The 18,313-nt window shown below is 61.6% G+C and carries 16 protein-coding genes; 9 read left to right on the top strand and 7 right to left on the bottom strand.

Annotation, left to right across the window (positions count from 1 at the left end; translation table 11 throughout):
* Positions 1 to 143: 143 nt before the first annotated feature.
* The 3 genes from ACI77I_RS05340 to ACI77I_RS05330 all read right to left on the bottom strand — a co-directional run bounded on the left by ACI77I_RS05340 (position 144) and on the right by ACI77I_RS05330 (position 4,725).
* Positions 144 to 359 carry a hypothetical protein gene (locus ACI77I_RS05340; RefSeq protein ID WP_094950900.1) on the bottom strand — a complete coding sequence of 72 codons (216 nt, stop codon included), beginning with the start codon at positions 357 to 359 and terminating at the stop codon, positions 144 to 146.
* Between the two features lie 234 nt (positions 360 to 593).
* Entirely contained in the window at positions 594 to 1,700 is a 1,107-nt protein-coding gene (aguA, locus tag ACI77I_RS05335; RefSeq protein ID WP_406997092.1) for an agmatine deiminase, read from the bottom strand.
* Between the two features lie 121 nt (positions 1,701 to 1,821).
* Positions 1,822 to 4,725: an aminotransferase gene (locus ACI77I_RS05330; protein WP_406997091.1), complete on the bottom strand. Its 2,904-nt coding sequence runs from the start codon at positions 4,723 to 4,725 to the stop codon at positions 1,822 to 1,824.
* A gap of 151 nt (positions 4,726 to 4,876) precedes the next feature.
* On the opposite strand from ACI77I_RS05330, the gene rfbB reads away from it, so the two are divergent.
* Genes rfbB through ACI77I_RS05310 form a run of 4 tightly spaced genes read left to right on the top strand, consistent with a single transcriptional unit; the run spans position 4,877 to position 9,692 of the window.
* The gene (rfbB, locus tag ACI77I_RS05325; protein WP_263274333.1) at positions 4,877 to 5,959 is read left to right on the top strand and encodes a dTDP-glucose 4,6-dehydratase; all 1,083 of its coding nucleotides are present in this window, start codon (positions 4,877 to 4,879) and stop codon (positions 5,957 to 5,959) included.
* A 60-nt stretch (positions 5,960 to 6,019) separates the two neighbouring features.
* Positions 6,020 to 7,828: an ATP-binding protein gene (locus ACI77I_RS05320; RefSeq protein ID WP_406997090.1), complete on the top strand. Its 1,809-nt coding sequence runs from the start codon at positions 6,020 to 6,022 to the stop codon at positions 7,826 to 7,828.
* Positions 7,825 to 9,210 (top strand): sigma-54 dependent transcriptional regulator, encoded by a 1,386-nt coding sequence (locus ACI77I_RS05315; RefSeq protein WP_083355757.1) that lies wholly within the window; start codon positions 7,825 to 7,827, stop codon positions 9,208 to 9,210. Before ACI77I_RS05320 ends, ACI77I_RS05315 begins: the two co-directional genes overlap by 4 nt.
* A gap of 26 nt (positions 9,211 to 9,236) precedes the next feature.
* Positions 9,237 to 9,692: a YiiD C-terminal domain-containing protein gene (locus tag ACI77I_RS05310; RefSeq protein ID WP_094950895.1), complete on the top strand. Its 456-nt coding sequence runs from the start codon at positions 9,237 to 9,239 to the stop codon at positions 9,690 to 9,692.
* A gap of 128 nt (positions 9,693 to 9,820) precedes the next feature.
* Here the strand turns inward: ACI77I_RS05310 and cysQ are convergent, their stop codons facing one another.
* On the bottom strand, positions 9,821 to 10,657 hold the full coding sequence (gene cysQ / locus ACI77I_RS05305; RefSeq protein WP_406997089.1) for a 3'(2'),5'-bisphosphate nucleotidase CysQ: 837 nt from the start codon (positions 10,655 to 10,657) through the stop codon (positions 9,821 to 9,823).
* Entirely contained in the window at positions 10,654 to 11,220 is a 567-nt protein-coding gene (gene nudE / locus ACI77I_RS05300; RefSeq protein ID WP_094950893.1) for an ADP compounds hydrolase NudE, read from the bottom strand. The genes cysQ and nudE overlap by 4 nt, the downstream gene beginning before the upstream one ends.
* Before the next feature lie 87 nt (positions 11,221 to 11,307).
* Here nudE and yrfG point away from each other — a divergent pair, with 87 nt between their 5' ends.
* Positions 11,308 to 11,970 (top strand): GMP/IMP nucleotidase, encoded by a 663-nt coding sequence (gene yrfG, locus ACI77I_RS05295; protein WP_242153923.1) that lies wholly within the window; start codon positions 11,308 to 11,310, stop codon positions 11,968 to 11,970.
* A gap of 122 nt (positions 11,971 to 12,092) precedes the next feature.
* Here the strand turns inward: yrfG and lysM are convergent, their stop codons facing one another.
* Positions 12,093 to 12,536, bottom strand: a complete 444-nt coding sequence (gene lysM, locus ACI77I_RS05290; protein ID WP_406997088.1) for a peptidoglycan-binding protein LysM — start codon at positions 12,534 to 12,536, stop codon at positions 12,093 to 12,095.
* Between the two features lie 130 nt (positions 12,537 to 12,666).
* Here lysM and ACI77I_RS05285 point away from each other — a divergent pair, with 130 nt between their 5' ends.
* The 4 genes from ACI77I_RS05285 to ACI77I_RS05270 all read left to right on the top strand — a co-directional run bounded on the left by ACI77I_RS05285 (position 12,667) and on the right by ACI77I_RS05270 (position 17,715).
* Positions 12,667 to 13,554 carry a LysR family transcriptional regulator gene (locus ACI77I_RS05285; protein WP_094950890.1) on the top strand — a complete coding sequence of 296 codons (888 nt, stop codon included), beginning with the start codon at positions 12,667 to 12,669 and terminating at the stop codon, positions 13,552 to 13,554.
* A gap of 97 nt (positions 13,555 to 13,651) precedes the next feature.
* Positions 13,652 to 14,491, top strand: a complete 840-nt coding sequence (fdhD, locus tag ACI77I_RS05280; protein ID WP_094950889.1) for a formate dehydrogenase accessory sulfurtransferase FdhD — start codon at positions 13,652 to 13,654, stop codon at positions 14,489 to 14,491.
* Positions 14,488 to 16,836, top strand: a complete 2,349-nt coding sequence (locus ACI77I_RS05275; protein ID WP_094950888.1) for an FdhF/YdeP family oxidoreductase — start codon at positions 14,488 to 14,490, stop codon at positions 16,834 to 16,836. Before fdhD ends, ACI77I_RS05275 begins: the two co-directional genes overlap by 4 nt.
* A 396-nt stretch (positions 16,837 to 17,232) precedes the next feature.
* Complete coding sequence (locus tag ACI77I_RS05270) at positions 17,233 to 17,715, top strand: glycine zipper domain-containing protein (protein ID WP_094950887.1); 483 nt, start codon at positions 17,233 to 17,235, stop codon at positions 17,713 to 17,715.
* 148 nt (positions 17,716 to 17,863) lie between these two features.
* On the opposite strand, the gene ACI77I_RS05265 is transcribed toward ACI77I_RS05270, so the two are convergent.
* Positions 17,864 to 18,295 (bottom strand): acyl-CoA thioesterase, encoded by a 432-nt coding sequence (locus ACI77I_RS05265; RefSeq protein WP_406997087.1) that lies wholly within the window; start codon positions 18,293 to 18,295, stop codon positions 17,864 to 17,866.
* Positions 18,296 to 18,313: the final 18 nt, after the last annotated feature.

Here is an 18,313-nt window from a genome sequence, read left to right as displayed (position 1 = left end):
TGGTGAAGAGCGGGCTTGTTGTTGAAAGCGGGCTTGCTCGCGAAAGCGGTGGGTCAGTCAACATCCATGTTTGCTGGGCCGACGTCTTCGCGAGCAAGTCGAATCGTCGCACCGCCGCTCCCACAATTGATCGTGGTGCTTTTTCAGTTTTGCATCAACTCACACAACGCATGCACTTCATCCTCACTGAACAACCCCACCGGGTAACGTTCACTCATCACGCTGCGCAAGTCAGGCTGTTGCCTTGCCTGTCGCGAGCCGTTTGCCTTCAACCAAAGCGCCAGCGCCTGGATCGCCTCACCGTTGACCCGCGTGGGGTGGAATGGGCGCGTGTGGATCAGGTTGATATCGGCATTCATTTCAGCGCTCTCTCCTACTGCTTGAGCGGCTAACTTACTCAAGGTTTATGACAGAACTGTGCAGTCACGACCTTGGGTTACTGTGCCAACACCGATACAAGAGCTATGCCAATGTCCTGTATTTATAGACATTCGAACACAAAAAAGCCCGCGGCCTTGCTGGGCCGCGGGCTTGCTGTGAGCGCTATAAACAGGTAGCGCCGGGGTTTCGCTCAAGCGCTGTTACAACTGCACTCAGTTTTTGTGCGGCGCCGGCTGTTGTTGGGTCAGGCAGTGGATATTGCCGCCGCCCAGTAACAGTTCGCGGCCCGGCACCATCACTACTTCGTGCTGCGGGAACAGGTTCTGCAGGATTTCCTTGGCCTGGCTGTCCATAGGGTCGTCGAAACTCGGCGCGATGATGCCGCCGTTGACGATCAGGAAATTCACGTAGGAGCCGGCCAAGCGCACGCTCGGGTTACGTTCCTGGCTGCCATCCACCGGGTCCACACCGGCGCACTCTTCTTCGGTGGCGTACAACGGGCCGGGGATCGGCATTTTATGCACGGTGAACGCGCGTCCCTGGGCGTCGGTGCTGCTTTGCAGCACGTTCATGGCCGCGTGGCAGCGCGAGTAGTTCGGGTCTTGCGGGTCATCGGTCCAGGCCAGCAGCACTTCGCCCGGGCGTACGTAGCAGCAGAAGTTATCCACATGGCCGTCGGTTTCGTCGTTGAACAGGCCGTCCGGCAGCCAGATGATCTTATCCACAGCCAGGTTGGCGCTGAGCACCGCTTCGATGGCCGCGCGATCCAGGTGCGGGTTGCGATTGCGGTTCAACAGGCATTCTTCGGTGGTGATCAGCGTGCCTTCGCCGTCGACGTGGATCGAACCGCCTTCCAGCACAAAACCCTCAGTGCGGTAACGCGGCGCGCGCTCGATCTCGAGGATTTTGCCACCCACCTGCGAGTCACGGTTCCACGGCGAGTACAGGCCGCCGTCAAAGCCGCCCCAGGCGTTGAAATCCCAGTTCACACCGCGCACTTCGCCGCTGTTGTTGATCACGAAGGTTGGGCCGGTGTCGCGCACCCAGGCGTCGTCGTTGGACATTTCCACCACACGGATATTGGGCACGTCCAAACGCGCACGCGCGTTTTCGTACTGCCCGGCGGACACACCGACCGTCACCGGCTCGAACCGCGCAATGGCCTTGGCCACGGCCGCGTGGGCCGCCTGCGCCGGCTTGCCGCCCAGGCGCCAGTTGTCGGGGCGCTCAGGCCAGATCATCCACGTTTGGGTCTGTGGCGCCCATTCGGCGGGCATGTAGAAGCCATCGGCGCGAGGTGTGCTGTGCAGGGTGGTCATGGCGTTCAGGACTCCGAATGGGATGAAGGCCGATTTTATAACGGATAAAAATCGGCCTTAAAAGCGATTGAATATAATAGCTGGCAAACATGACGGTTAATAGCCGATAACAATCGGCTATCTAGCGTAGCTCCTCCAGCACCTTCGACAGCATGTCGACAAAGAAATCCACACTGCGTTTAGAGGTGACCATTGGCGGTTTGATCTTCAAGATGTTGAGGTAGTCGCCGGTCGGCTGCATGAAAATCCCCAGTTCCCGCAAGCGATCACACAGCAGCGCGGTTTCTTCTGTGGCGGGTTCCAGGGTATCGCGGTCGCGCACCAACTCCAGGCCCAAATAGAAGCCGGAACCATGAACCGCCCCCACCAGCGGGTGGCGATCAATCAGTGCTTGCAGCCGAGCTTTGAAATGCCCACCAACTACTTGGGCGTTTTCCCACAGCTTTTCTTCCTCCATCACATCCAGCACGGCCATGCCGATGCGACAGCTGACCGGGCTGCCGCCCGACGAGGAGAAGAAATACCCCTCGGCCTCCAGCGCTTCGGCGATTTCGCGCCGGGTAATCACCGCGCCCAGCGGCTGGCCGTTGCCCATGCCCTTGGCCATGGTGATGATGTCCGGCACCACGCCCTGCTCCTCAAAGCCCCAGAAGAAATGGCCCATGCGGCCGTAACCCACCTGCACTTCATCGGCGATGCACACGCCGCCCTGGGCGCGCACCAACCCGTACACCTGCTGCAAATAGCCCGGCGGCAGGGAGATGCCACCGGCGTTGCCGTACACCGGCTCGCAAATGAAACCCGCCAACTGGCGTTTGCTCTCGGCGATTTTCGCCAGGTTGTGTTCCACACTTCGCACGTAGTCAGGCGCACTGTCCTGCCCACGGAACTCGCCGCGATAGGTATTCGGTGCCGTCACCGGGTGCACCCAGTCCGGGCGGCTGCTCAGTGCCTGCGGGTTGTCGGCAATCGAGGTGGACACCGCATCCGACGCCACCGACCAGCCGTGGTAAGCCTCCAGCACGCTGAGCATGTCGCGCCCGCCGCTGTAGGCCCAGGCCAGGCGAATCGCCAGGTCATTGGCCTCGGTGCCGCTGTTGACCAGGAAGACCCGGTCCATGCCTTCCGGCGCCAACGCCAGCAAACGCTCGGAGAACTCTGCAATTGCTGCGTAGTGAAAGCGCGAGTTGGTGTTGAGCAGCGACCATTGCCGCGCCGCCACCGCCGCCATGCGTGGGTGGCCATGGCCCAGCACCGCCACGTTGTTGAGCATGTCCAGGTAGGAACGGCCCTGCATGTCGATCAGGTGGTTGCGCCAGCCGCGCTCGATGCGTGGCGGGTCGACGTAATAGTGTTTTTGCGAACGGGCGAAGCTGGCGTCACGGCGCGCCAGCAAGGCCTCGGCGTCCAACTCGGGTTCCGCATCACAGGCCAGCCCCAGCAGCGTGGCGGGCGATGGGCAGAGGGCCTGCCAGGCCTGCGCCTGAGACGGCGTGCAGAACAACGGCGGCTCAAGGTCGGCGCGGCATAACTGCACGGTGAGCGGCGCGTGGACCTCACCGAGGAGTTGGCCTTTCACCAGCACCGCGCCCGGTTTCAACGCGGTGGTTACACCCCATAAACGCAGGCTCAACTGGGCGTCATGCACGCACAGCAAACCGTCGGCGCCCTGGCGCAGCGTCCCGCCAAACGGCGCGTCCAATACTGTGCCATGGGGCAGGTGCAATTCCACGTGAAGCGGGAACGTTTGCGGCTCGATGGCACTGTCGGCACAGGTCCGCGACAGCCGGTATTGCCCATAGCGGCTGGCCGCCAACCCATGCACTGCCGCCGCTTCATCCAGCAACCGCCGGTCTATGCCGGGCAACGCCCAATTGCCGGCCTCGAAATGCGGGCTGAGTACGCCCAAGTCGATCAGCGCAAATTCACGCCCCACCAGGCCCGGCAGCAAAGGTGCGAAGTCTTGGTCGGCCATCGGCGGCAATGCTTCACCGACACACCCCAGAACCGCCGCTTCCATCAGCTCAAACGGCACCGAGGTCGCCACATGGAAGATTTCCCACTCGTGCTCGGCGTTTTTCAGTAAGTAGGTGTTATCCGGGTCCAGGCGTTGCTGCTGTTCGCTGCTGAGCACCAGCACCGCCGCGCGCGCCACGATCAACGGCCACAGCGCTTGCAGCTCCTGGCGCCGCAACGGTGTCACCGCGTGACACGCCTGGATCGCCGGCAGGATGGCAAACGGGTCACCGTCAGCGTGGTGCAACAGGGCTGCGCAGGTCACCGACAAGTCGGCAATGCGCCAGGTGTGCACCAAGTCGCCGAAATCAATCACGCCCTGAACCTGCCAGTGCCGCTGGGCGTCGCGCTGCCAGACCACATTGTCATCGGTAATGTCCATGTGCACGGCTTGCCACGGCAGGTGCTCGGCCAACGGCCGAATGCGCGCCTCTACGTGCTCGCCCACCCGCTCGATAGCGTCACGATGCGGCAGGCTTTCCAAAGTGGCCAGCAGGTGTTTGATCACTGCATGCGCATGGCGCGGGTCCCATTGCAACGTGCGGTCCAGGCCGGGGTGTTCGAACCGCGCGAGGGCATGGCTGACCTGGCCGCACAGTTCACCGAAGCCTGCGATTACGTCGCGGCCCAGGTGAGGTAAATGGGTCAGGGGCTGGCCGTCGATGTAGTCCAGCACCCTCAGGTGCACGGTTTGCCCGTCGACGGCCACGCTCAGCAACTCCTCACCGGTCAGTGCGCGGATCACCTTGGGTACGCGTACGTGTGCTTGCAGGTCATGGAGGGCGGCATGCTGGGCGTGCAGCTCAACCGCCGCGTAGTCACCCCGGCAGATTTTCAGAACAAACCGGCCACGGGCGCTGTCGATTCGGTAGTTGAGGTCTTGTTGGCTGCCCAGCGACTGCAATGTGCCTGTCAGGCCGTAATGTTGCTCGAGCAACTGCGCAGCTTGATCAGCACTCACGTCTGGGCAAGGCAAACTGGCACGGTGGATCAACGTGGCGAGTAACATTGTGGCGACCTCTGCGTTTTCAGGCGCCTATATCGCCATTGTTCGGGGGCGTTAATCAACCCCTCACGCATACCGCGCTTGCACGGGCCCGATTCACAACTCAAGCTATGTCTCATTCGCCCAGTGTCCGTCTAAGGAAAAGGCCCTCGACATGCGTATTCTCATCACCGGCGGTGCCGGCTTTATTGGCTCCGCCCTGGTTCGCCACCTGATTCAAAACACCGAGCACGAAGTGCTCAACTTGGACAAACTCACCTACGCCGGCAACCTGGAGTCGCTGACCAGCATCGCGTCCAACAGCCGCTATGAGTTCGTGCAGGCCGATATCATCGACCAGGCCGCTGTCAGCGCCGTGCTGGCGCGCTTTGAGCCCCAGGCGATCATGCACCTGGCCGCCGAGTCGCACGTCGACCGTTCCATTGACGGCCCGTCGGATTTTATCCAGACCAATATCGTCGGCACCTACAGCCTGCTGGAAGCCACTCGTGCTTATTGGCAAACGCTGCAAGAGCCAGCCAAGAGCGCGTTCCGCTTCCACCACATCTCCACCGACGAGGTCTACGGCGACCTGCATGGCGTGGACGACCTGTTCACTGAAACCACGCCTTACGCGCCCAGCTCGCCGTACTCCGCCAGCAAAGCGGCGTCCGACCACCTGGTTCGCGCCTGGCAGCGCACTTATGGCCTGCCGGTATTGCTGACTAACTGCTCGAACAACTACGGGCCGTTCCATTTCCCTGAGAAGTTGATCCCGCTGGTGATCCTCAACGCCCTCGCAGGCAAGCCACTGCCGGTCTACGGTGACGGTTTGCAGGTGCGCGACTGGCTGTTCGTCGAAGATCACGCCCGCGCGCTGTTAAAAGTCGTGACCGAAGGCGTGGTTGGCGAGACCTACAACATCGGTGGCCACAACGAGCAGAAGAACATCGATGTAGTGCGCGGCATTTGTGGCCTGTTGGAAGAGCTAGCGCCACAACGCCCGGCCGGTGTGGATAAATTCACCGACCTGATCACATTCGTCAAAGACCGCCCAGGCCATGACCAACGCTATGCAATCGATGCGAGCAAGATCGAGCGCGAATTGGGTTGGGTTCCGCAAGAAACCTTCGAAACCGGCCTGCGCAAAACCGTGCAGTGGTACCTCAATAACCTCGACTGGTGCGGCCGAGTCCAGGACGGTAGCTATCAAGGCGAACGGCTTGGCAACACCGAGCCAAAAGACCTGATCGCATAACAAAGCATCACGCACCACAGCTAGGCATAATGCGCCTGTACCCACAGGCGCACGACTCCCATGACTCCTCCCCTCCCGCGAAGACCCCGCTGGCGCAGCCTCGCCTTGTTGGCGTTGTGCCTGGCACCGCTGCTGTGGCCGCTGGAGCACTTGGCCGAGCGCTATTACCGCAGCGAACTCGCCGGGCAAAACCGCCAGACCCTCGACCTGTACGTCGCCAACCTGCTCGGCACGTTGCACCGCTATGAAGTGCTGCCGCAGATCCTCGGTGACTTGCCGGCTCTGCGCACCGTGCTGGATGCGCCCCACGTCAGCACCAACCTAGCCAATGCCAACCTGCTGCTCAAGGACGTCGCCGCCCAGGCCGGGGTGGAAGTGATGTACCTGATGGACACCACCGGCAAGACCCTCGCCGCCTCCAACTGGGATAAACAGGACAGCTTTGTCGGCCGCAATTTCTCATTTCGCCCCTACTTCAGCGAAGCCATGGCCGGGCGCCTGGGGCGGTTTTTCGGCCTGGGCACCACGTCGGCCAAGCGCGGCTACTTCTTCGCCGCCGCCGTGCGCGATGGCGACACCATCATTGGCGTGCTGGTGGTCAAGGTCGACCTGGACCACACCGAAAGCCTGTGGGGCAACACGCCGGAACAACTGCTGGTCACCGACCATAACGGCGTGGTGATCCTCACCTCGCGCCCGCAATGGCGATTCCGCGCCACGCGGCCACTGACCGCCGAAGAGCGCCAGGCAATCATCGCGATCCAGCCCTACCCAACCCGCGACCCGCAGCCGCTGGCACTCAGTTCCACGGCGTGGTTGCGCCAATCCACCGCCATCGCCGAGACCGGCTGGAATGTGGAAATCCTCGCGCCACGCTCGCTGATCAACCGCCCGGTGCGCACGGTGGTCGCTGTGGGTGGTGCGACGTTGCTGGTGTTGATGTTGCTGCTGGGGTTGATGATGCAGCGCCGTCGTCATTACCTGGAGCGCATCGCCTTTGAAGCCAAGGCGCGCCGTGAGCTGGAAGCCCGTGTGGTCGAGCGCACCAGCGACCTGGAAGGCCTTAACCGGCGCCTGAAACAGGAAGTGCTCGAGCGCGAACACGCCCAGCAGGAGTTGGTTCGCGCCCAGGACGACCTGGTGCAAGCCGGCAAACTGTCGGCGCTGGGAACCATGTCGGCGAGCATCAGCCACGAACTCAATCAACCGCTTGCGGCGATTCGCAGCTATGCGGAAAACGCCGAGATCCTGCTCGACCACGAGCGCACCAATGACGCTCGCGGCAACCTCAAACTGATCAGCGAACTGACCGGGCGCATGGCCTCGATCATCGCGCATTTGCGTGCGTTCGCCCGGCGCGACCGTCACGCCCCGGAAAGCGTGGCCCTGCAGCCAGCGCTGGACGATGCGCTGGCGTTGCTGGCCAAGCGGCGGCGGTCGATGGAAGTCGAGCTGATCCGCGATTTGCCGGAGGCGACCCTGTGGGTGCAAGCCGGGGAAACACGTCTGCGCCAGGTGCTGGGCAACTTGCTGGCCAACGCCCTCGACGCCCTCACCGAAAAAGGCCCGCCGCGCAAGCTCTGGCTGAGTGCCGAAGCCACCGAACAGGGCGTCAACCTGTACATTCGCGACAATGGCCCAGGCTTTTGCATGGAAGCCCTGGGCCGCGCCAGCGAGCCGTTCTACACCACCAAGACCCGCACCCAAGGCTTGGGGTTGGGGCTGGCGATTTGTGACACGCTGATGCGTGCCTTTGGCGGCGATTTGTCGTTCGCCAACCACAAGGAAGGCGGCGCGCTGTTAACCTTGAAATTGCGTGCCGGCTCGCCGGGCGTCAGTCTGCAACCGTCCGAGGACCGCAGTGTATGAGTATCGATAACCAGATTCAGGTGGTGCTGATCGACGACGATCCACACCTGCGTCAGGCCCTGTGCCAGACCCTGGACCTGGCCGGGCTGAACGTCCTGACTCTGGGCGAAGCCACCGGCCTCACCGCGCGCTTGTCGCGGGACTGGCCGGGCGTGGTGGTCAGTGACATCCGCATGCCTGGCATGGACGGCCTGGAGCTGCTCACCGAACTGCACGGCCAGGACCCGGAGCTGCCGGTGCTGTTGATCACCGGCCACGGCGACGTACCGCTGGCGGTGCAAGCGATGCGCGCCGGCGCTTACGACTTCCTGGAAAAACCCTTCGCCAGCGACGCGCTGCTCGACAGCGTGCGCCGCGCCCTGGCCCTGCGCCGGCTGGTGCTGGACAACCGCAGCCTGCGCCTGGCCCTCAGTGACCGCCAGCAATTGAGCACGCGGCTGGTGGGGCACTCGCCGCAGATGCTGCGCTTGCGCGAGCAGATCGGCGCCCTGGCCGCAACCCGCGCCGACGTGCTGATCCTCGGCGAAACCGGTGCCGGTAAGGAAGTGGTGGCGCGTGCGCTGCACGACCTGTCGAACCGGCGCAGCGGGCCGTTTGTGGCGATCAACGCTGGTGCCCTGGCCGAATCGGTGGTCGAAAGCGAGCTGTTCGGCCATGAGCCGGGCGCGTTTACCGGCGCGCAAAAACGCCGTATCGGCAAATTCGAATTCGCCAATGGCGGCACGCTGTTTCTCGATGAAATCGAAAGCATGAGCCTGGATGTGCAGGTCAAGCTGCTGCGCCTGTTGCAGGAGCGTGTGGTCGAACGCCTGGGCGGCAATCAGCTGATCCCGCTGGATATCCGCATCATCGCCGCCACCAAGGAAGACCTGCGACAGGCGGCCGATCAAGGCCGCTTCCGTGCCGACTTGTATTACCGCCTCAACGTCGCGCCGCTGCGCATTCCGCCGCTGCGCGAGCGCGGTGAAGATGCCTTGATGCTGTTCCAACATTTTGCCGACGAAGCCAGCAGCCGCCACGGCCTACCCTTGCACGAGCTGCAACCGGGCCAGCGGGCGCTGCTGTTGCGCCACAGTTGGCCGGGCAACGTGCGCGAGCTGCAAAATGCAGCCGAACGCTTTGCCCTTGGGTTGGAGCTGGCACTGGACGCCACAGCGGATAACCCCGCCGCCGGCGTGCTGACTTCCACCCCAGGTGGTTTGAGTGAGCAGGTCGAGCAGTTCGAAAAAAGCCTGATCGCCGCCGAACTGACCCGCCCCCACAGCTCGGTGCGCAGCCTCGCCGAAGCCCTGGGTATACCGCGCAAAACCCTGCACGACAAACTGCGCAAGCACGGCCTGAACTTCGCCGACAGCGCCAGCCACAGCGCCGACGACGAATGACCCCGCCCACCCGCCAAGAGGCCGCCATGAGCCGCAACAGCCGTTACCTGGAATCCATCCTCCACCACGACATCCCCTTGACCCGAGAAATGGGCCTCAAGGTGCTCGACTGGCAACACGGCCAACTGCAACTGCACCTGCCCTTGCAAGCCAACATCAACCACAAGAGCACCATGTTCGGTGGCAGCCTCTACTGCGGCACGGTGCTGGCGGGCTGGGGTTGGCTGCACCTGCAATTACGTGAAGAAGGTATTGAAGACGGGCATATCGTGATTCAGGAAGGGCAGATCAGTTACCCGCTGCCGGTCACGCGGGATGCGACGGTGGTGTGCCAGGCGCCAGAGGAGAAGGTGTGGAAGCGCTTTTTGGCGACGTACAGGCGTTATGGCCGGGCGCGGTTGACGCTGGAAACGTGGGTTGTGAATGAGGGCAGTGAGGAGCAGGCGGTGACCTTCACCGGCCAGTACGTCCTGCACCGCTAACCGCCACAACACAAAAACCAATGTGGGAGCTGGCTTGCCTGCGATAGCGGTAGATCAGTCACTTAAGCGGTGACTGTCAGATCGCTATCGCAGGCAAACCAGCTCCCACATTTTGATTTTTTGAGGCCTTAAGAACGGGCCAGGGTCAGCAGGCGCTCGCGCCAGGCGGCCTTCGCCGGCAACGCCAAAAAGAACGGGTTCAGCAACGATTCCCGCGCCGGATAGCTGAAGGGTTTACCACTCAACTCCAACACTTCGCCGCCCGCCCCTTCCAACACACCCTGGGCCGCAGCCGTGTCCCACTGCGAAGTCGGCGCCAAACGCGGATAGCAATCGGCGCTGCCCTCGGCCAACAGGCAGAATTTCAGCGAGCTGCCGATATTCGCCAGTTTCAGCTCACCCAAGCCTTCGCTCAAACCGTCGAGCAGGCGCTCCTGCTCCGGGCTGGTATGGCGACGGCTGGCCACCACGGTAAAAGCCTCGCCCGCTGCAGGGGCCCGACGAACTTGAATGTGCTTGGGCGCTTCATTCACATCGGAGCGCCACGCCCCCAGGCCCGCGCCACCAAAGTAGCACCGGCCACTGGTAGGCATCGACACCACGCCAAACACCACGCGGCCTTGTTCGATCAAGGCAATGTTGACGGTGAACTCTTCGCTGCCCGAGATAAATTCCTTGGTGCCATCCAACGGGTCCACCAGCCACCAGCGCTGCCAGCCCGCGCGTACACTTTGGTCGATATCCGCGTCTTCTTCGGACAACACCGGAATGCTTGGGTCGAGCGTGGTAAGGCCGGCGAGAATCAGGTGGTGAGCGGCCAGGTCCGCTACCGTTACGGGCGAATCATCAGCCTTGGAGGTGACCGCCACATCGGCGCGCCAGTACGGCAGGATCACTTCACCGGCCTGGCGGGCCAGTTCAATCACAGGGGCGATTAACGGGTGGCCTAAAAACAGTTCGCTCATGCGCTAAACGCTCCACGCTGGGTCAACAAATCTCGTACCAGATACAGCGCAGCCAGGGCGCGGCCTTCGCTGAATTGCTCGTTTTGCGCCAGTTGCGACAACTCGCGCAGGTTGACCCGCTCCACGCGCATCGGCTCAGGCTCATCGCCTTCCAGGCGTTCTTCGTACAGGTCGGTGGCCAGCACCACCTGGATTTTCTGGCTCATGTAGCCAGGCGACAGCGACAGCTCGGTAATGTGTTCCAACTGCCGCGCACCGTAGCCGGCCTCTTCCTTGAGTTCACGGTCGGCGGCCGCCAGCACGTCTTCGCCGGGTTCAATCAGGCCCTTGGGCAACGACAACTCATATTCGTCGGTGCCGCCGCAGTATTCTTCGATCAGCAACGCGTGGTCCTCATCAATCATCGCCACGATCATCACCGCGCCGTAGCCGGCACCGCGGCCTACCAGGCGCTCGTAGGTCCGTTCAACGCCATTGGAAAAGCGCAATTGCACTTCCTCCACGCGGAACAAACGGCTACTGGCGACTATTTCGCGGGCGAGGACGGTGGGTTTCTGGCGCATAAGCGGCTCCTTGGCGTGATCGGGTTACTATACCGTGGCTTTTCCGATTGTCTGTGTCGGATATCTTTACTTACATGAGAACGCCCCATGCCCGCTTTGAACTGGCACGCCATCGACACCGTCTTGCTGGACATGGACGGCACCTTGCTCGACCTGCATTTCGACAACCACTTCTGGATGGAGCACCTGCCCCAGCGCTACGCCGAGCTTCACGGGGTGAGCCGCGCCATGGCGCAGATGGAATTGCAGCCGCTGTTCGAGCGTAACGCCGGACAGTTGCAATGGTATTGCCTGGACTTCTGGAGCACGGAGCTGAATATTCCGGTGCGCGAGCTCAAGTTGGAAACTGCCCACCTGATCGCCCTGCGCCCGGACGCGGACACGTTTCTGGCGGCGATCAAACAGGCCGGCAAGCGCGTGATTCTGATCACCAACGCTCATCGTGATTCGCTGTCATTGAAGTTGGAACGCATTGAACTGGCGCCGTATTTCGAGCGGCTGATCAGCTCCCATGACTACGGTTTCCCCAAGGAAAACCCGCAATTCTGGGCAGCCCTGCAAGCCGACATCCACTTCGACCCGGCCCGCAGCCTGTTTATTGATGACACCCTGCCGATCCTGCGCAGTGCCCGGGATTTTGGCGTGGGGCATTTGCTGGCGGTGAAAGAGCCGGACAGTAAGAAGGGGCCAAAGGACACGGCGGAATTTGCGGCAGTTGATGACTACCGGGACCTCATTGCCGGACTTTAATCAAATGTGGGCGCTGGCTTGCCCGCGATGCAGGCACCTCGGTTTATCAATTGCACCGAGGTGATGTTATCGCAGCGGTTCGACAAGCCAGCTCCCACACAAGTGCGCTCTACAGAGAGTGCTTACTTGGCTGGAATACGCAGCGTCTGCCCAGGGTAGATTTTGTCCGGATGCGACAACAGCGGCTTGTTGGCTTCGAAGATCTTGTTGTACAGATTCGCATCACCGTAAACAGTCTTGGAGATAGCGCTCAGGGTGTCGCCCTTTTTCACCACGACAAAGGTGGCTGCAGCGACTACAGGCCCAGAAACGGTGATCTGGTCATCTACACTGCCAACACCGGCAATATTGCCTGCCGCCAGGATGATTTTTTCTTTCTCTTCCTGGGTGGCAACTTCGCCTTTGACGGTGATTTTGTCGCCATCAACGGTTGCGGTGACATTCGGATTTCCAAGCCCAACATCGCTGATGTGCTTCTTCAACTCCTCACTTGCGTTCGCATTACCGGGCGTCAACAGGTCAATAAGCTTCTCGCCAGCTTCCTTAACAAAGCTAAAAATACTCATGGTGCGCTCTCCTTGGGGTTTAAGTTCCAGATGCCCAAGACTAGACCAGTCCTACAGGCTTGGGTTCCAGGCCGACCAAAGACCCAAACGCGCTAGAATCCCCCGCCATTGGAATAAGCCCGGAGCGAAGATGGACATCAAACAGCTGAAATTCCTCATCGCCCTCGACGAGACCCGGCACTTCGGCCAGGCGGCAGCGCGCTGCCACATCACCCAGCCGACCCTGTCGATGCGCCTGCGCAACCTCGAAGAAGAGTTGGATTTGCCGCTGGTCAATCGCGGCCAGCGCTTCGAAGGCTTTACCGCGCCGGGCGAACGCGTATTGGCATGGGCCCGCACCGTGCTGGCGGCGTATGACGGCTTGCAGGCCGAAGCAGCGGCGTGTCGCGGCAATTTGGTCGGTACGTTGCGCCTGGGCGTGGTGCCACTGTCGAGCTTCGACCCCTTGACGCTGATGCAGCAACTGCATAAAGAGCATCCGAGCCTGCGCTTTGAGCTGTCGGCATTAAGCTCCGAGCAAATCCTCGAACAACTGGCGAGCAATCGCCTGGACTTGGGCGTGTCCTACCTGGAACGCCTGGACAATGAGCGCTTCGACTCGCTGGCCTTGGGCGAAACCCGCATGGGCCTGCTCTACGACCAGCGTTTTTTTAGCTTCGGCGACAAGCCGTTGAGCTGGGAGGCGCTGATCGAATTGCCATTGGGCATGCTCACCAGCGGCATGCACTTTCGCCAATCCATCGACCACAACTTCCACAGCCGTGGGCTCAACCCGCAGCCTTTGTTGCAAACCGACGCGGTGCACCAATTGTTACAAGCCGTGCACGGCGGCCTGTGTTGCGCCGTGATGCCACTGGACGGCGGCCTTGATGCCCTGACCGAGCACCTGCGTCTGCAACCTATTGAGGACGCTCACACCCTAGCCCGCCTTGGGCTGATCATGCGTCGCAGCGCGCCGCGTTCGGCATTGGCAGAAGCTTGTTTTGCGCTGTTTCAGAAATCGCAGCAAGAGCCTTGATCGACGTCATCTATCGGTAGATCAGTACTGGCAATTAGACGCGACGCTTTGTCGCGCCTAGTCTGAACACTGATCAATCCGCCGGTGGTACTGCCCCATGAACGCCAAGCGCCCAGTCTGCGCGGCGCCCGCCCTCGAAACGCCCGCGCCCGCCGCCAGCCAGAGCTACCAGTTTTGCAACCTCGAACACACAGAAGTCGCCAGCACTGCGTTGGCGGAAGAAGTGGCGTTGGCGATTGCTTATAACGATATCAGCCAGGCCGTCATGCTGGTGACGCCGACGGACCTGGAAGACTTCATCGTCGGCTTCAGCATCGGAAGCGGCATTATCGCCGACGTTAGCGACATATATGATCTGAAACTCAGCGGTTCGGGCTCAGCCCAATACGCCCAGGTGCAGATTTCCAGCCGGGCCTTTTGGAACCTCAAGCAGCAGCGCCGCCAATTGGCCGGCACCAGCGGCTGCGGTTTGTGCGGTGTGGAGGCGGTAGAGCAAGCCTTGCCCGACCTTCAAGTGCTGCCCGGTGCGCCCTTGCCACCCGCCGAATGGCTCGACGGCCTGCGCCAACGCATCAGCGCGTTCCAGCCCTTAGGCCAGTACAGCGGCGCGGTGCATGCGGCCGTGTTTATGAATAACCAGGGCGAATTGCTCATGGGCCGCGAAGACATCGGCCGGCATAACGCCCTGGATAAACTGATCGGCGCCCTGATCCGCCAAAAAATTCCGACCGACGGCGGCCTGGCGATTGTTACCAGTCGCTGCAGCCTCGAATTGATCCAGAAAGTCTTGCGCGCGGGCATCCAGACCTTGGTCAGCCTGTCGTCGCCCACCGGCCTGGCCCTGCAATGGGCGCGCCGGCACAACCTCAACCTCATCCACCTGCCGCAGAAAAGTGCGCCGCGGGTCTACAGCCCCGCGATGGAGAACCAGCCATGAGCATGCATCACCAAGCCGACCAAACCCCGACCCCGCGCTACAAGCCCTACAAAGGCGCGGCCGGCGGCTGGGGCGCGCTGATCAGTGTGGCGCAGGCCTGGCTGACCAGCGACAACGCGATGAAAAACCTGCGCATGATGCTCAAGACCAACCAGAACGGCGGCTTCGACTGCCCGGGCTGCGCGTGGGGCGATTCGCCGGAAAGCGGCATGGTCAAGTTCTGCGAAAACGGCGCTAAGGCAGTTAACTGGGAAGCCACCAAACGCCGTGTGGATGCTGCATTTTTTGCCAAGCACAGCGTCACCGCGCTGCTGGAGCAAAGCGACTATTGGCTGGAATACCAAGGCCGCCTGACCGAACCGATGCGCTATGACGCCGAAACTGACCGCTACAAGGCTATCAGTTGGGAAGCGGCGTTCGATCTGGTCGGCAAGCACCTCAACGCCTTGCCAAGCCCGGACATGGCCGAGTTCTACACCTCGGGCCGGGCCAGCAACGAAGCGGCGTACCTGTATCAGCTGTTTGTGCGCGCCTACGGCACCAACAACTTCCCGGACTGCTCGAACATGTGCCACGAAGCCAGCGGTGTGGCCCTGGCGCAAAGCGTGGGCGTGGGCAAAGGCACCGTGACCTTTGATGACTTCGAACACGCCGATGCGATTTTCGTGTGGGGCCAGAACCCCGGCACCAACCACCCGCGCATGCTCGAACCGCTGCGTGAAGCGGTTAAACGCGGCGCCCAGGTGGTGTGCGTCAACCCGCTGAAAGAGCGCGGGCTGGAACGCTTCCAGCACCCGCAACACCCGCTGGAAATGCTCACCAACGGCGACAAACCAACCAACACCGCGTACTTCCGCCCGGCGCTGGGTGGCGACATGGCCATCTTGCGTGGCATGGCTAAGTTCCTGCTGCTGTGGGAGCGCCAGGCCCAGGCCGAAGGCAAAGAAGCGGTGTTCGACCACGACTTCCTCAACGAGCACACCACCAACGTGCTCGAGTACCTCGGTCAGATCGACGACACCTCGTGGGATGAAATCGTCGAGCAGTCCGGCCTGACCTTGGTTGAGATCGAGCAAGCGGCGCGCATGTATGCCAAAGGCAAAAACGTGATCATGTGCTGGGCGATGGGCATCACCCAGCACCGCCATTCGGTGCCGACCATCCAGGAAATCGCCAACCTGATGCTGCTGCGCGGCAACATCGGCCGCCCAGGCGCAGGCCTGTGCCCGGTGCGTGGCCACAGTAACGTGCAGGGCGACCGCACCATGGGCATCAACGAACGTCCACCAGTGGCGTTCCTCGACTCACTGGAACGTCGCTTCCAGTTCCAGGTGCCGCGCCACAATGGCCATAACGTGGTCGAAGCGATCCACGCGATGCTCGAAGGCCGCTCCAAGGTGTTTATCGGCCTGGGCGGCAACTTCGCCCAAGCTACGCCAGACAGCCCGCGCACTTTCGAAGCCCTGCGCAGCTGCGACCTGACCGTGCAGATCAGCACCAAGCTCAACCGCAGCCACCTGATGCACGGTAAAGACGCGCTGATCCTGCCGTGCCTGGGCCGCACCGACATCGATATCCAGGCCGAAGGCCCGCAAGCGGTGACGGTGGAAGACTCGTTCAGCATGGTTCACGATTCCAATGGCCAGTTGCAGCCGCTGTCGAAGCTGATGAAATCCGAGCCTGCCATCCTCGCCGGTATTGCCGCCGCGACCCTGGGCAGCAAACCGGTGGACTGGAACTGGCTGGTGGCTGACTACGGGCGCATCCGCGACCTGATCGCCGACACCATCCCAGGCTTCAAGGATTTCAACGAACGCCTCAAACACCCGGGCGGTTTTTACCTGGGTAACTCCGCCGGTGCACGCCGTTGGAACACGCCTTCGGGCCGCGCCAACTTCCGCCCGAACGTGCTGCCCAAAGACCTGATCCACGAACGCACCCACGCCACAGGCCGGGTGCCGGACCTGATCATGCAATCGATGCGCTCCCACGATCAGTACAACACCACCATTTATGGCCTGGACGACCGCTACCGTGGCGTGAAAGGCCAGCGTGACGTGCTCTTCGTCAACGAAGCCGACATCATCCGCCTGGGCTTCAAACCGGGGCAGAAGGCTGACATCGTTTCGCTGTGGGAAGATGGTCGTGAACGCCGTGTGAAAGGCTTCACCTTGCTGGCGTTTGATATTCCGGCGGGGCAGGCAGCGGCTTATTACCCGGAAGTGAACCCACTGGTGCCGCTGGAAAGCACTGGGGATGGCAGCCATACGCCGACGTCTAAGTTTGTGGCGATTCGTTTGGAAGCGGCGAGCGCGACGGGCCTGATCATGGCGCATTCGGCCTGACTGGGATTGTTGCGGCGAGCCGGCTTGTCGAATCGTCGCACCGCCCGCGTTGGGCTGCGCAGCAGCCCCAATAACGTCACCGCATTCTTTCAGTCAGAACGCAGTGCCTGGACCAGGGGCCGCTGCGCAGCCCAACGCGGGCGGTGCGACGATTCGACAAGCCCGGCCGCCACAATAAAGCGTTAACGACTACTAATTCCGCAGGCACAAAAAAGGCCGCTTTTGCATAAAAGCGGCCTTTCCCAAGTAGCTAAAGACTCGCAAAAACGACTTAAGTTCCTCATACAAAACAGTAACTTAGCAAATTGTATACAACCCATACCACCGGTCGGTTTTCGATTGTCAGCGCCTCGATACAACCTCAGGATCGCGCCGTCATCCTCTTGAGGTCTCCCTATGAAGTTCTCCTCGATTCTCTTGTTGTCCCTTGGCCTGGTCAGTGGCGCAGCCATGGCCGGTGGCACCACCGAAGCCGGTGTGGGCGGCGCATTGGGCGGGGTTCTAGGTTCGGTTGTCGGCCAGCAGATAGGCGGTAACACCGGTTCGGCCATCGGCGCAGCCTTGGGCGGCGCGGGCGGTAGTGCGGTCGGCGCCGACAAGCGCAGCCGTGGCGAAGCCGCTATCGGCGGCGCACTGGGCGCGGCAGGCGGCAACGTGGTAGGCCGCAGCATGGGCGGCAACACCGGTAGCCTGATCGGCGCAGCCGCCGGCGGTGGTGCAGGTGGTGCACTGGGCAACTACATGGGCAACAAGAGCGATGACGACGACCGCCGTTATCGTGGGCGGGATAACCGTCGTTATGACCGCGATGATCATCGTGGCCGTGGTCATGCCTATGGGCATCGCAAGAACAAGCATCACTACCGTAATCATCGGTAAGCCAACGGTCTAAAGCACAAGGCAAATCCCAGTGGGAGCCGGGCTTGCCCGCGATAGCGTACTGTCAGGAAACACATTTGAACCTGACCCATTGCTATCGCTGGCAAGCCAGCTCCCACAGTTGATCTTCGCTGATCAAAATGGCGAGTCACACCACCAACCGCTGCAACGCCTCGCGCAACGTCCCCGGAATCGTCACCGGCTGGTTCGTCGCCCGATCCACAAACACATGCACAAAGCGCCCCGCCGCGCAGGCGTCCTCTTCGCCTGACTTGAACACCGCCAACTCATACTGCACCGAGCTGTTACCCAACTTGCCGACCCGAAGGCCAATTTCCAGGCGGTCGGGAAACGCGATCGAGGCGAAATAATCACACGCCGAACTCACCACAAATCCCACCACTTCACCGTCATGAATATCCAACCCGCCCTCTTCAATCAGGTAGGTATTCACCGCCGTGTCGAAAAAGCTGTAGTAAGTAACGTTATTCACATGGCCGTACACATCGTTGTCGTGCCAACGCGTAATGATCGGCTGGAAGTGACGGTAGTCGGCGCGCAAAGGCATTGAGTCAGGCATGGACAAGTCTCGTGAAAG

Source organism: Pseudomonas sp. D47, assembly GCF_045447305.1.
Classification (GTDB): Bacteria; Pseudomonadota; Gammaproteobacteria; order Pseudomonadales; family Pseudomonadaceae; genus Aquipseudomonas.
The sequence above is the reverse complement of the archived record's forward strand: the minus strand, read 5'-3'. Positions and strand labels throughout refer to the sequence as shown.